Origin of the sequence: Pseudomonas sp. NPDC078416 (assembly GCF_050268485.1) — a bacterium.
In the GTDB taxonomy this organism is placed as follows: Bacteria; Pseudomonadota; Gammaproteobacteria; order Pseudomonadales; family Pseudomonadaceae; genus Aquipseudomonas.
The window spans coordinates 107,349-120,033 of the sequence record NZ_JBNNGV010000012.1 but is presented as its reverse complement, the minus strand read 5'-3'; the positions used below and the strand labels follow the sequence as shown (position 1 = coordinate 120,033).

Below are 12,685 nucleotides of genomic sequence, written 5' to 3'. Positions count from 1 at the left end.
GCCCGACGGCGCAGGATTTTTCCAGGACGCAGAAAAAAGAAAACCCCGCCTAAGCGAGGTTTTCCAGACTGTTTCCCATGACTTCCATTTCTTCCCGCCATCCTGGCAGGCAATCCCTTACGTGTCCCTGTTATCTGTTGCGCGTCCTGCGCTACGTCCATGTGAGTAGATTAAACTTGGATCCACTGGAGCGATAGAGCCGAATGCCACCACGTCGTGTAAGCAAATGCTTACACGACTTTCTGAGTGTCAGAACTGTGACGCCTCCAATAGGTACAGGGACTCACTCCCTGCCTTGACGGAAGCCGAAAGGGACTGAATCCGCGGCAGCAGACGCGCGAAGTAGAAACGCGCAGTACCCAGTTTGCCGGCGTAGAAGTCCTCCTGAGCTTCTTTGCCCCACGCGGCTTTTGCCATCATCGCCCACATGTAGGCGTAGGCCGTGTATCCGAATGCATGCAGATACTCGACGGACGCGGCACCGATTTCGTTCGGGTTGCTACGGGCCCGGTCCAGTACCCAGTCGGTCATCTCGTCCAGCGTGGTCAGGGCGGCGGCCAACGGCTTGGTGAACTCGGCTTGCGAGCTGTCGGATGAAGCGATGAATTGACGAACTTCGTCAGAGAACAGCTTGTAATACGCCCCGCCACTGGCGACAACCTTACGGCCCATCAGGTCCAGCGCCTGAATGCCGTTGGTGCCTTCGTAGATCTGGGTGATGCGCACGTCACGAACCAGTTGCTCCTGACCCCACTCGCGAATGTAGCCGTGACCGCCGAACACCTGCTGACCGTGCACGGTGGTGTCCAGGCCCATGTCGGTGAGGAAGGCCTTGGCAACAGGCGTCAGCAGCGCAACCAACGCATCGGCGCGCTGACGCACGTTGGCGTCTTCGCTGTACTTGGCGGTGTCCAGTTGCAGGGCCACATACGTGGAGAACGCGCGACCGCCTTCGTTCAGCGCCTTCATGGTCAGCAGCATGCGACGCACATCGGGGTGAACGATGATCGGGTCAGCGATGGTGTCTTTGGACTGCGCGCCCGTCGGGGCCCGGCTTTGCAGTCGGTCGCGGGCGTACTCGATCGCGTTCTGATACGAGCGCTCGCCGGACGCGAGGCCCTGAATGCCGACGCCCAGACGCTCGTAATTCATCATGGTGAACATCGCCGCGAGGCCTTTATTAGGCTCGCCGATCAAATAGCCTGCGGCTTGATCGAAATTCATCACGCAGGTGGCCGAGGCCTGAATGCCCATCTTGTGTTCGATGGACCCGCAGAACACCGTGTTGCGCTCACCGAGACTGCCATCGTCATTGACCATGATCTTCGGCACGAGGAACAGCGAAATGCCCTTCGGCCCTGCCGGTGCGTCAGGCAGCTTGGCCAGCACCAAGTGGATGATGTTCTCGGTGAGGTCGTGTTCGCCGCCGGTGATGAAGATTTTCGTGCCGCTGACCTTGTATGACCCATCGGCCTGGGGCTCCGCTTTCGTGCGGATAATCCCGAGGTCGGTGCCGGCGTGGGCTTCGGTCAGGCACATCGAACCGGCCCATACCCCGGCGTACATGTTCGGCAGGTACTTGGCCTTCAACGCCTCGCTGGCGTGGTTGTTGATCGAAACGCAGGCGCCGGACGTCAGCATCGGGTACAGCCCGAATGCCAGGCTTGCGGAATTGACCATCTCTTCGACCTGAGCAGACACCGCTTTGGGCATGCCCATGCCGCCGAACTCGGGGTTGCCGCCGACGCCGACCCAGCCACCTTCAGCGTACGTCTTGTAAGCCTGAACGAAGCCTGCCGGGGTGGTGACGACGGTGTCTTTCCAGTGGCAGCCTTCTTCATCGGCCGCGCGGCTCAGCGGTGCAACGGATCTGCCAGTGACTTTGCCCGCTTCTTCGAGAATCGCCTCGACGGTCTCGGCGTCCACGGTTTCGGACAATTCGGGCAGCGTGGCCCAAAGTCGGGAGACTTCGAACACTTCATTGAGGACGAAGCGCATATCGCGCAAGGGCGCTTTGTAGTCAGCCATGGCAAACCTCGTTTCAGCGGCAAAGAACTCGGGGGAGGAGCGCCACAGCAGGGATATTGCGGCGCCGATGTGTCAGTGGAACGAGTGTACATGAACACCATTTGCGACACATAGGGTCAACGCGTGACTATTAATGGATATCTGGTCACGACCCATTCGTAGCCATACAAATGCCGGTGCACGCACCAAAGTGCGTTTGCCTACAGCACAAAATGAGTACGTCTTAGCCGGCAGCGGCCATTCGGACGGCGCCGCGTTTGCTGGTCTGCGCATGACTGATGACGCAGTTACGCCCGGCGCCTTTGGCGGCATACAGCGCCTGGTCGGCGGATTTGAGGACTTCTTCCGGATTGCGGTGCTCCGGCAGACGCTCGGCCACGCCGATGCTCACGGTCACCGACACCGCTGAAGCCTGGGACCCCGCCCGACGCTGACGCCCTTGCAGGTCATCATTCGGACGATTGTCCTGATTGCGCAGCTGAATCTGATAACTGGCAATGCTTTCGCGAATAGCCTCAAGGTGTGGCATGCACTCTTCCAGGGTTTTGCCGGCAAACACGATGGCGAACTCTTCACCGCCATAGCGATAGGCGCGCCCGCCGCCATTGGTGATCTTCGACAGTTTGCTCGCCACCAGACGCAGCACCTGATCGCCGACATCGTGGCCATGGATGTCGTTGAATTTCTTGAAATGATCCACGTCGCTCATCGCCAGCACGTAATTGCGGCCGAGTCGCTGCATCCGTTCATTGAGTGCACGTCGACCTGGCAGCCCGGTCAGTTCGTCGCGGAAGGCCATTTGATAGGCCTCGTGCGCGACCGCCGCCGCAATCATCAACATCACCTGGCTGCACATAATGTTTAGGGTGAACGGCAGGATGAAGGTTTTGGGTAACGCCCAGAACATCCCGAGCAACCCCACCAGTTGAGCCGCATGCAGGGGGCGCGGCTTATACAGGTACTGCGTGATGAGCACGGCAAACGCGATCAGAAAGGTGACGTAGGACAACTGGATCAGGCTCATCCACTCGCCATGCAGCGCCGGCCAGCGGATGTCGGCCAGCCAGGCCAGCAGCCCGGCGGGGAAGCTCTGTTCGAGGCCCAGGGCGACGCTGCCGACAGCAACCAGCACGGCCAGCCGGGCGACAAGGTCCTGAAACAGGTGGGTCCGCTCTTCCCATGCGGCAAACAGGCCAAACATGACTGGTAGCAAGAGGCAACACAGGTGAAACACCACGGCGGCGTCCTCTCGGACTTTTCCGTTATCGCGGTAGTAGTCGGTCTGTGTATCGAGCAGGAAATAGGCGATGTACACCGTGATCATCAGAAACAGTTCACGCTGTCGCTTGTACACACCGCAATACGCGCCGCCCAGCAACAGCACCAGCGTGGGCAGCACGTTGAAAAGTGAGGTGAAGAAGACGTTAAGGTCTTTCACGTACGCGGCTGCCAGTCCGGCAATCAGCAGGGCCAGAGAGGGTAAAAAGTGACTGAGCCGTGCGGCAGAGGGGCGCAGCAAAAGGACTATCTCCTCACCGAATGATGCGAGTGCTGATTAAATGGCATTGTGCCTGTATCGGCCGCGACATGCATAGGATGAGGAGAATGTGCATGACCTTGAAGCAAAAATCGGCAGGCACAAAAAAGCCGCTTGTCCGTAAGGGCAAGCGGCTTTAAGTCAGGCCCTGCGGTGACTTAGTAAGCCAGGCCGAAGTGCTCTTCGTGCATGTCCATCAGGTTGCTCGCGCCCGACAGCATGGTTGCCACGTGAGTGCGGGTGCGCGGCAGGATGCGCTGGAAGTAGAAGCGCGCCGTCTGCAGCTTGGCGGTGTAGAAGGCTTCTTCGCTGGTGCCCGCCGCCAGTTTCTCGGCTGCAACACGGGCCATGTCAGCCCAGAAGTACGCCAGGCACGCATAACCGGAATACATCAGGTAATCCACCGAAGCGGCACCGACTTCTTCACGGTCTTTCATGGCCGCCATGCCGACCTTCATGGTCAGTTCGCCCCATTCTTTGTTCAGCGCAGCGAGCGGCGTCACGAATTCGCTGATCGCTTCGTTGCCTTCCTGGGACTGGCAGAACTTGTGGACGATCTTGGTGAAGCCCTTGAGCGCCTCGCCCTGAGTCATCAGCACTTTACGGCCCAGCAGGTCGAGTGCCTGAATACCCGTGGTGCCTTCGTACAGCATGGCAATACGGGCGTCGCGCACGTTCTGCTCCATGCCCCACTCGGCGATGAAGCCGTGGCCGCCGTAGACCTGCACGCCGTGGTTAGCGGCTTCGAAACCGACTTCGGTCATGAACGCCTTGGCGATCGGCGTCATGAACGCCAGCAGGCCGTCAGCTTGCTTCTTGGCTTCGGCGTCGTCGCTGTACTTGGCGATATCGACCTGCTTGGCGGTGAAATACACCATCGCACGAGTACCCTCGGCGAAGGCCTTCATGGTCAGCAGCATGCGACGTACGTCCGGGTGAACGATGATCGGGTCAGCGGCTTTTTCCGGCGCTTTCGGTCCGGTTAGCGAACGCATCTGAAGACGCTCGCGGGCGTATTTCAGACCGCCCTGGAAACCGATCTCGGCGTGGGCCAGACCTTGCAGTGCAGTGCCCAGACGTGCGGTGTTCATGAACGTGAACATGCAGTTCAGGCCCTTGTTCGGCGGGCCGATCAGGAAACCGGTGGCGCCGTCGAAGTTCATCACGCAGGTGGCGTTACCGTGGATGCCCATCTTGTGTTCCAGCGAACCGCAATTCACAGCGTTGCGCTCGCCGACGCTGCCATCAGCGGCCGGCACGAACTTCGGCACGATGAACAGGGAAATGCCTTTGGTGCCGGCAGGTGCATCGGGCAGGCGGGCCAGCACGATGTGGACGATGTTATCGGCCATGTCGTGTTCACCAGCGGAAATGAAAATCTTGGTGCCGGACACTTTGTACGAACCGTCAGCCTGAGGCTCGGCCTTGGTGCGCAGCATGCCCAGGTCGGTGCCACAGTGAGGTTCGGTCAGGCACATGGTGCCGGTCCACTCGCCCGAGACCAGCTTGGTCAGGTAAGCGTCCTGCTGTTCAGGGGTGCCGTGCTCGGAGATGGTGTTCATCGCGCCATGGGACAGGCCCGGGTACATGCCCCACGACCAGTTGGCTTCGCCGACCATTTCACTGACCGCCAGACCCAGCGACTCAGGCAGACCCTGACCGCCATGGGCGACGTCGTGGGCCAGGCTCGGCCAGCCGCCTTCGACGAACTGCTTGTAGGCTTCCTTGAAACCGGTCGGCGTTTTAACGCCGGACTCGCTCCAGGTGCAGCCTTCGGTGTCACCCACACGGTTCAGCGGGGCCAGGACCTGCTCACAAAACTTGGCGCCTTCCTCGAGAATGGCGTCAACCATGTCAGGCGTGGCGTCCTGGCATGCTGGCAGACTCTGATAGTGCGCTTCGTAGCCGAGCAGCTCGTCACGGACGAAGCGAATATCACGCAAGGGGGCCTTGTAGTCAGGCATAGCGATAACCTCTGCTGGTGAATCCTGGAATTGGATGACCGTGTGGTCACTGTGGGGCGTTGCCCCGGCGCCGGCGTTTGGGATCACGCGGCGATCAAACAGGTGTTTGAAACATACGTTTACGCCTATACCTTGTCAAGCGACGCCCTGCACCTTTCATCACCTGACAAGGGCAACGCGCGGGCGTGCTTGTCCGACGCCAGGCGGTTCAGACCGGTGCGTTGAGTCTAGAGAGGGTTGGGAGGAAGCGGGCCACAGCGCTCGAGGGATGGGCGCGTGAATGAGGCGTTATTCAGGAGAGGAGGAGCATCCAGCGACGTGCGCCGTAGCGCACGAAGGGAGGAGGATCAGGCGAAGGTGTCGATCAGCGTGCCAAGCATTTCATCGCTGGCTTTTTCGACCTTAACGCCAGCCTGAACTTGAATCCGGCCCTGGGTCAGTTCAACCACATTGGTGGCCATGTCTGAGCGTTGCGGGCGATCGACGGAGCGAAGGCGCTCAAGCTGGAAATCCGAAGACTGACTGCGTCCGGACACTTCAGTCGCAGGGCTGGCCAGTTGCGTCGCAGCCTGATCGACACGGTTCTGCCCGACCTGCATTGCGCCAAGGCCTGGGTACAGCGTGTTGTTCAGTGAGATTTGCATGAGCACGATCCTCTGTTCATAGCGAACAGCGTGATTAAAGCAGCAAAGCGCGCGGATTACTCTGCCATTCGACTAGTGGCATTGCGCCTTGTGACGCGCCTCACACTCGGCGACGCCCTAACGGTTAGTCCAGCAACTCAAGATGCAGATGCTCGGCAATCATTTCCGCCGTCGCCTTCTTCATGAACGGCACTCGACCCAAGCATGGCGCCGGCAGACGCTCAGCCAGCGTGGCGAGGTTTTCTTCAAGCCGTGACGTTTTGGGATCGATGATATTCGCCACCCAGCCCGCCAGTTGCAGACCGTCATTGGCAATGGCTTCGGCTGACAGCAACGCATGGCTGATGCAACCCAGGCGCACGCCCACCACCAGAATCACCGGCAGTTTGAGCGCGATGGCCAGGTCAGACAGATTGGCTTGATCGGCCAGCGGAACGCGCCAGCCGCCGGCGCCTTCGATCAGCGTGAAGTCAGCCTGCTTGTCGAGGATATGCTGCATCGGCCCGAGCAAGGACTGCACGGTCAGGGCGACTCCCGCTTCCCGCGCGGCCAGATGGGGCGCGATCGCGGGCTCGAAGGCCACCGGATTGACCTCGTTGTAGGTCAGCTGGATCGAACATTCGGCGCGCAAGGCGACGGCGTCGGAGTTGCGCAGCCCCTTGGGTTTGACGTCGCAGCCTGAAGCCACCGGCTTGCCCGCCGCCGTGCTCAACCCCGACTGCCGCGCCGCGTACAGAAGCCCCGTGGCGATGGTGGTCTTGCCAACGTCGGTATCGGTTCCCGTGATGAAATACGCAGCGCTCATCGTGGCGACCATCCGTTCAGATATTTCAAACTATTGCCTGCTTACTATAGCGCCCGTGGAACGGACTGACTCAATAGCTCATTCTTTAATCAATGCCGGGTTTCGCCAGAACGGCGTACACCACCTGATAGGTGGCGGGCAGGCCTTTTTCCTGACGAAACCTTTCGTATGCATTCATCAAGGCCTGAATCCTGGCGCGGCCAGTCAGGCCGCCCGGGCGACCCGGGTTGATGTTGTGCGCGCCCAGCGCCTTGAGTTCGTGAGTCAGGCTGCGCACGTCGGGATAGTGCAAGACGTGGGGCAGGACTTCGAAGCTGCGCACGTCCAAACCGCTGGTAGTGCAGAGGCGTTGATACGCCTCGCGCTCGCGGAAGCGGTTGACGTGGACCATGCCGTCCACCGCTTGCCAGCTGTCGCGCAGTTCAAACAAAGTCCCGACGCACAGGCTGGCGAAGGCGAACACGCCGCCCGGTTTCAGCACACGGCCCGCCTCGCTCAGCACCGCGGAAAAATCCGGGCACCACTGCACTGCCAGACTGGAGAACATCAGATCAACGCTGGCGTCGCGCAGCGGAAGATTCTCCGCGTCGCCTGCCACGTAATGAGTGGCACCACCTAAAGGACGTGCATAACGCAGCATGCCTTCGGCGAGGTCGAGCGCAACGCCTTCGCTTTGCGCAAACCTCTGCGCCAGCGCGCGGCTGAAACAACCGGTGCCGCTGCCCAGGTCCAGCCAGCGGGACGGCGCCAGGGCCGGCAACCGCGTCATCAATTCGGCGCCGACGGCGCGCTGCAAGTCGGCCACGCTGTCGTAGCTGACCGCCGCCTTCGAGAAGGACGCCGCCACCTGACGCTTGTCCGGCAGTGCCTGCTGCCCATTAACCTGTTGCTGTTTCACGGCTTTCAGCACCGCGCAGTGGGAAAGATCAGTCATCACCGGACTCGTGTAAAAACGCATGAACTGCAGCGGCGACGCCGTGCGGGTTTTCCAGAATGAAGGCGTGACTGGCCTGCTCGATCACGCCAACTTCGATGTCAGGCTGGAGGGTAAGCAGATCCGCCGATGCTTCAGCGGGCACCAACGCGTCAAGACCGCCGAACAGGTGCAATTGAGGGCCGCGAAACGCTTGCAGCGCTTTGCGCGTGTCCATTTGTTCAAGCAGCTTCAGGCCTTCGATCAAGCCAGCACTGGTGCCGTGGGGCGCGCAGGCTTTGAGTTGTCTCGACAGCGCCCGTGGTTCTTCGGCGCCTTGCACACATAACAGAGTGAAGCGCTTGAGCGTTGCGTCCAGGTCGGCTTTGCAACCGGCAATGAACGCGTCGAAATCCGTTTGCGGCATTGCGTTGGGCCATTCGCTGCGGGCCACGAAGCAGACGTTGCTGGCGAACGTTGCCAGTCCGCAGCAGCGCTCGCCCCTGCGCGCGGCCAGTTCGGTGGCCAGCATGCCGCCCAGGGACCAACCGCCCAGCCAGACATTGTCGGGCAATGTCGAATCCAGCTCATCGAGCCATTCGTCGAGGTTGTCGGTGTCCATGTCCGGCAAAGGCTCGATCACGACCCGCAAATGTTCGTCGAGCCCTCGCAGCGCTGCCGCCAGCGGTTCAAGCGGCGAGACGCCAAGGCCCCAGCCCGGCAACAGGATCAACTGATCACGCATGGTCCAGCTCCGATGAGTCGTATACGCCCAGCAGCGGATAACACTGCTCCAGTGCCTGCAACAATAGCTGCACCTGCGCCTCGCTGTGGGCGGCGGATAATGTCACGCGTAAACGCGCGCTGCCCGCAGGCACCGTCGGCGGCCGAATGGCGGTGACCATCACGCCGCGCGCTCGCAGCAACTGTGACAGCCGCAAGGCGCGCCCGCTGTCGCCGATAAGGATGGGCTGAATGGGCGTGAAACTGTCCATCAGCTCCAGGCCAAGGGCTTGAGCGCCGGCGCGAAACTGCTTGATGAGTGCTGCCAGGTGCTCACGCCGCCAGTGTTCGGTGCGCAGCAGTTCGAGGCTTTTCAGGGTTGCGCACGCCAGCGCCGGCGGCTGACTGGTGGTGTAGATGTAGGGGCGGGCGAACTGGATCAGCGTTTCGATCAGCTCTTCGCTGCCCGCAACGAACGCGCCGGCCGTGCCGAAGGATTTGCCCAGCGTGCCGATCAGCACCGGGACGTCATCAATGCCGAGGCCGAAGTGTTCGACGATGCCTGCACCGTTTGCACCCAGTGGGCCGAAGCCATGGGCGTCGTCGACCATCAGCCACGCGTTTTTGGCTTTAGCAACCTTGGCCAACGCGGGGAGGTCAGCGACGTCGCCGTCCATGCTGAACACGCCGTCGGTGACCACCAAGGTGTCACCGACCGCTTTGTCCAACCGGCTGGCGAGGCTGTCGCAGTCGTTGTGCAGATAGCGGGAAAAACGCGCGCCGCTGAGCAAACCGGCGTCGAGCAACGAAGCGTGATTGAGGCGGTCTTCCAGCACCGTGTCGCCCTGCCCCACCAACGCAGTGACCGTGCCGAGGTTGGCCATGTAGCCGTTGGAAAACAACAACGCGCGAGGCCGCCCGGTGAACTCGGCGAGGGCTTCTTCGAGAGCGTGATGGGGCGTGCTGTGGCCGATCACCAAATGCGAGGCACCACCGCCAACGCCCCAACGCTCGGCGCCGGTTTGCCACGCAGCGATAACCTCAGGGTGATTCGCCAAGCCCATGTAATCGTTGTTGCAGAACGCCAGCAGCGGCTTGCCGTCGACAATGACTTCAGGGCCCTGCGGGCTTTGCAGCAAGGGCCGCTGACGGTAAAGGTGCTCGGCACGACGGGCAGCGAGACGTGCGTTCAGATCAAAAGACATGCAGGCCTCGGGTCAAGCCACTGATGAAGAATCAAACAGCCGCGTCGTAAAACAGCTCGCTGCTTTTCTGTTCGATCAAGGCTTGTTCGATGGCTGCCTGATGGACCTCGTCCGAATGTTCTTCGCGCGTTTCTGGCTGGATGCCCAGACGCGAGAACAGCTGCATGTCCTTGTCGGACTGCGGGTTGGCGGTGGTCAGCAGTTTGTCGCCGTAGAAGATCGAGTTGGCGCCGGCGAAGAACGCCAGGGCCTGCATCTGGTCATTCATGGCTTCCCGGCCCGCGGACAGGCGCACGTGGGACTGCGGCATCAGGATGCGCGCGACGGCCAGCATCCGGATGAAATCGAACGGATCGATATCCTCGGCGTTTTCCAGCGGCGTGCCGGCGACTTTGACCAGCATGTTGATTGGCACGGATTCCGGATGCTCTGGCAGGTTCGCCAGCTGGATCAGCAAATTGGCGCGGTCGTCCAGGGATTCACCCATGCCCAGGATGCCGCCGGAGCATATCTTCATCCCCGAATCACGCACGTACGCCAAGGTTTGCAGGCGATCGCTGTAGGTGCGGGTGGTGATGATGCTGGTGTAGAAATCCGGCGACGTGTCGAGGTTGTGGTTGTAGTAATCGAGGCCAGCGGCGGCCAGCGCCTGGGTCTGGTCCTGATCCAGCTTGCCCAGGGTCATGCAGGTTTCCAGGCCCATGGCCTTGACGCCTTTGACCATCTCCAGCACGTAGGGCATGTCTTTGGCCGACGGGTGTTTCCACGCCGCGCCCATGCAGAAACGGGTCGAACCAATGGCCTTGGCGCGTGCGGCTTCTTCCAGCACTTGCTGGACCTGCATCAGCTTTTCTTTTTCCAGACCGGTGTTGTAGTGGCCCGATTGCGGGCAGTACTTGCAGTCTTCCGGGCAGGCGCCGGTTTTGATCGACAGCAGGGTCGAGACCTGCACGCGGTTGGCGTCGAAGTGAGCGCGGTGCACGGTTTGCGCCTGAAACAGCAGGTCATTGAATGGCTGTGTGAACAGCGCCTTGACCTCGGCTAGATTCCAGTCGTGACGCAGGTTGGCATTGATGCTGGCGCTCATGGGCGGCTCCTTGATGTTTTCTGGACGATGACCCGGGCGGCTTCGCCCAGCGGCAAAACCGGATAGCCCACAGGCGCAACACGGATGTTCGGCATATTTAAGGAAGCGACATGCGCTGTCAACCATATAACGGGCATGAGGTTTACATCTGGTTAGAAAACGTACAGCCGTGTTTGTTGTGCGATGAATCAACGGATTCAAGTACCCCGATCTGCATGCCCTGTGAGCGCGAACTCCCATGGCTCATTGACCAGTGCGACCGTTGTGCACTGCCCATGCCGATGTCCGGCCTCACCTGCGGGGCGTGCAATCGCAACGCTCCTGCTTTCAATGACGTCGTCGCCCCGTGGCTGTACGACTTCCCGATCGACGCGCTGGTCACACGTTTCAAGCATCAGGGCAAATGGCCCCTCGGCCGGCTGCTGGCGGAGCTGCTGGGCGAGACCCTGCAGCATCGTTTCGATGAAGGCCTGCGCCGACCCGACTGTCTCATTCCGGTGCCGCTTGCCAAAAAGAGGTTGCGCCAGCGAGGCTTCAATCAGGCGGCGATGTTGGCGAACTGGCTCGGCGCTCGACTGGGACTGCCTGTCGATGAGCGCGTGATCCGCCGTGTGAAAGAAACACCTTCGCAGCAGGGCCTGGATGCAAAAGCCAGGAAGCGCAATCTGGCGTCCGCCTTTGCACTGGGGGACGCCACGCCGATTATCGGCAAGCACCTCGCCCTGATTGATGACGTACTGACCACAGGCTCCACGGCGAATGCGCTGGCAGCACTGTTGCTCAAGGCCGGCGCCCAATCGGTGGATGTGTATTGCCTGGCAAGAACGCCGAAGCCTGGGGACTAAGCGGCCGACGGATTAAGAAATCCGCAGCATGGGGGAGCAAGGCGTTTTGCCTTACACTCCGGCGTCATCACTTCCAGCGCATCCGACCCCTATGTCACTACCGCCTTCCCTCACCCAGCACATGGTTCGTCGCCCGCACCGCATCGCGCTGTTGCAGCACATTGCCGAACAGGGTTCGATCACCCGTGCGGCGAAAAGCGCCGGGCTGAGTTACAAGGCGACATGGGACGCCATCGATGAGCTGAACAATCTGGCACAGCAACCGCTGGTCGAGCGCAGTGTCGGCGGTCGAGGGGGCGGCGGCGCCAAATTGTCCGCCGAAGGCGAGCGCGTACTGCGGCTTTATCAGCGCTTGCAAGCGTTGCAGACCCAGTTGCTGGAAACCTCGGAGGAGTCCGATGACCTGGCCCTGCTCAGCCGCTTGATGCTGCGCACCAGCGCGCGTAATCAGCTGCATGGTCAGGTCAGCGGCGTCCGCTCCCAAGGCCGCAACGACATGATCACGTTGCAGCTCGCGGGCGGTTTGTCGATCGAGGCGCAGATCACCCACGACAGCACCTTGCGACTGGGGCTCGAAATCGGCACGGATGTGTTCGCCTTGATTAAGGCCGGCTGGCTGGAGCTACTGACGCCCGACCAATCTGAAACAATCGGACACAATTGCCTCATCGGCAAAATCGAGGAAATCCTCGACGCCGAGGATGGCCCGAGCGAGGTCAGAATCGTTCTACCCAGTCACCAGATCCTCTGCGCGGTGGTCGACGCGGACCGGCTGCACGCCTTGCAACTCAAGGCCGGCGGCGCTGTGAAGGTTCAGTTTGCGCCCTCCAACATTCTGCTCGGCACGCCGCTGTAAGCGCTGTTTGCACGAAAGACCAAAGCCCGACTCGTCATCTGACCGACACAATAACGTCATCCGAACTGCATAGGGTTT

Annotated in this window: 11 protein-coding genes; 2 read left to right on the top strand and 9 right to left on the bottom strand. The window is 60.9% G+C overall.

Annotation, left to right across the window (positions count from 1 at the left end; all coding sequences use genetic code 11):
- Window positions 1-249 precede the first annotated feature (249 nt).
- The 9 genes from ACQKEN_RS13580 to bioB all read right to left on the bottom strand — a co-directional run bounded on the left by ACQKEN_RS13580 (window position 250) and on the right by bioB (window position 10,906).
- Window positions 250-2,028: an acyl-CoA dehydrogenase C-terminal domain-containing protein gene (locus ACQKEN_RS13580; RefSeq protein WP_427686141.1), complete on the bottom strand. Its 1,779-nt coding sequence runs from the start codon at window positions 2,026-2,028 to the stop codon at window positions 250-252.
- A gap of 223 nt (window positions 2,029-2,251) precedes the next feature.
- On the bottom strand, window positions 2,252-3,547 hold the full coding sequence (locus ACQKEN_RS13575) for a GGDEF domain-containing protein (RefSeq protein WP_427686139.1): 1,296 nt from the start codon (window positions 3,545-3,547) through the stop codon (window positions 2,252-2,254).
- A 176-nt stretch (window positions 3,548-3,723) separates the two neighbouring features.
- Window positions 3,724-5,529: a phenylacyl-CoA dehydrogenase gene (locus tag ACQKEN_RS13570; protein ID WP_427686137.1), complete on the bottom strand. Its 1,806-nt coding sequence runs from the start codon at window positions 5,527-5,529 to the stop codon at window positions 3,724-3,726.
- Between the two features lie 347 nt (window positions 5,530-5,876).
- Window positions 5,877-6,173, bottom strand: a complete 297-nt coding sequence (locus ACQKEN_RS13565) for a pyrroloquinoline quinone biosynthesis protein PqqE (protein WP_427686135.1) — start codon at window positions 6,171-6,173, stop codon at window positions 5,877-5,879.
- A gap of 124 nt (window positions 6,174-6,297) precedes the next feature.
- Window positions 6,298-6,978 (bottom strand): dethiobiotin synthase, encoded by a 681-nt coding sequence (bioD, locus tag ACQKEN_RS13560; protein WP_074886878.1) that lies wholly within the window; start codon window positions 6,976-6,978, stop codon window positions 6,298-6,300.
- Between the two features lie 85 nt (window positions 6,979-7,063).
- On the bottom strand, window positions 7,064-7,912 hold the full coding sequence (bioC, locus tag ACQKEN_RS13555) for a malonyl-ACP O-methyltransferase BioC (protein ID WP_427686133.1): 849 nt from the start codon (window positions 7,910-7,912) through the stop codon (window positions 7,064-7,066).
- A complete protein-coding gene (locus ACQKEN_RS13550) occupies window positions 7,905-8,636 on the bottom strand; it encodes an alpha/beta fold hydrolase (RefSeq protein WP_427686131.1) in 732 nt (243 codons plus the stop codon). Before ACQKEN_RS13550 ends, bioC begins: the two co-directional genes overlap by 8 nt.
- Window positions 8,629-9,819 carry an 8-amino-7-oxononanoate synthase gene (gene bioF / locus ACQKEN_RS13545; protein ID WP_427686129.1) on the bottom strand — a complete coding sequence of 397 codons (1,191 nt, stop codon included), beginning with the start codon at window positions 9,817-9,819 and terminating at the stop codon, window positions 8,629-8,631. The genes ACQKEN_RS13550 and bioF overlap by 8 nt, the downstream gene beginning before the upstream one ends.
- Window positions 9,820-9,850: 31 nt before the next feature.
- Window positions 9,851-10,906: a biotin synthase BioB gene (bioB, locus tag ACQKEN_RS13540; RefSeq protein ID WP_427686127.1), complete on the bottom strand. Its 1,056-nt coding sequence runs from the start codon at window positions 10,904-10,906 to the stop codon at window positions 9,851-9,853.
- A 110-nt stretch (window positions 10,907-11,016) separates the two neighbouring features.
- Here bioB and ACQKEN_RS13535 point away from each other — a divergent pair, with 110 nt between their 5' ends.
- Together ACQKEN_RS13535 and ACQKEN_RS13530 are read left to right on the top strand one after the other, a co-directional pair.
- Window positions 11,017-11,751: a phosphoribosyltransferase family protein gene (locus ACQKEN_RS13535; protein ID WP_427686125.1), complete on the top strand. Its 735-nt coding sequence runs from the start codon at window positions 11,017-11,019 to the stop codon at window positions 11,749-11,751.
- Window positions 11,752-11,842: 91 nt separating this feature from the next.
- Window positions 11,843-12,607, top strand: a complete 765-nt coding sequence (locus ACQKEN_RS13530; protein ID WP_427686123.1) for a TOBE domain-containing protein — start codon at window positions 11,843-11,845, stop codon at window positions 12,605-12,607.
- The last annotated feature ends 78 nt before the right edge of the window (window positions 12,608-12,685 follow it).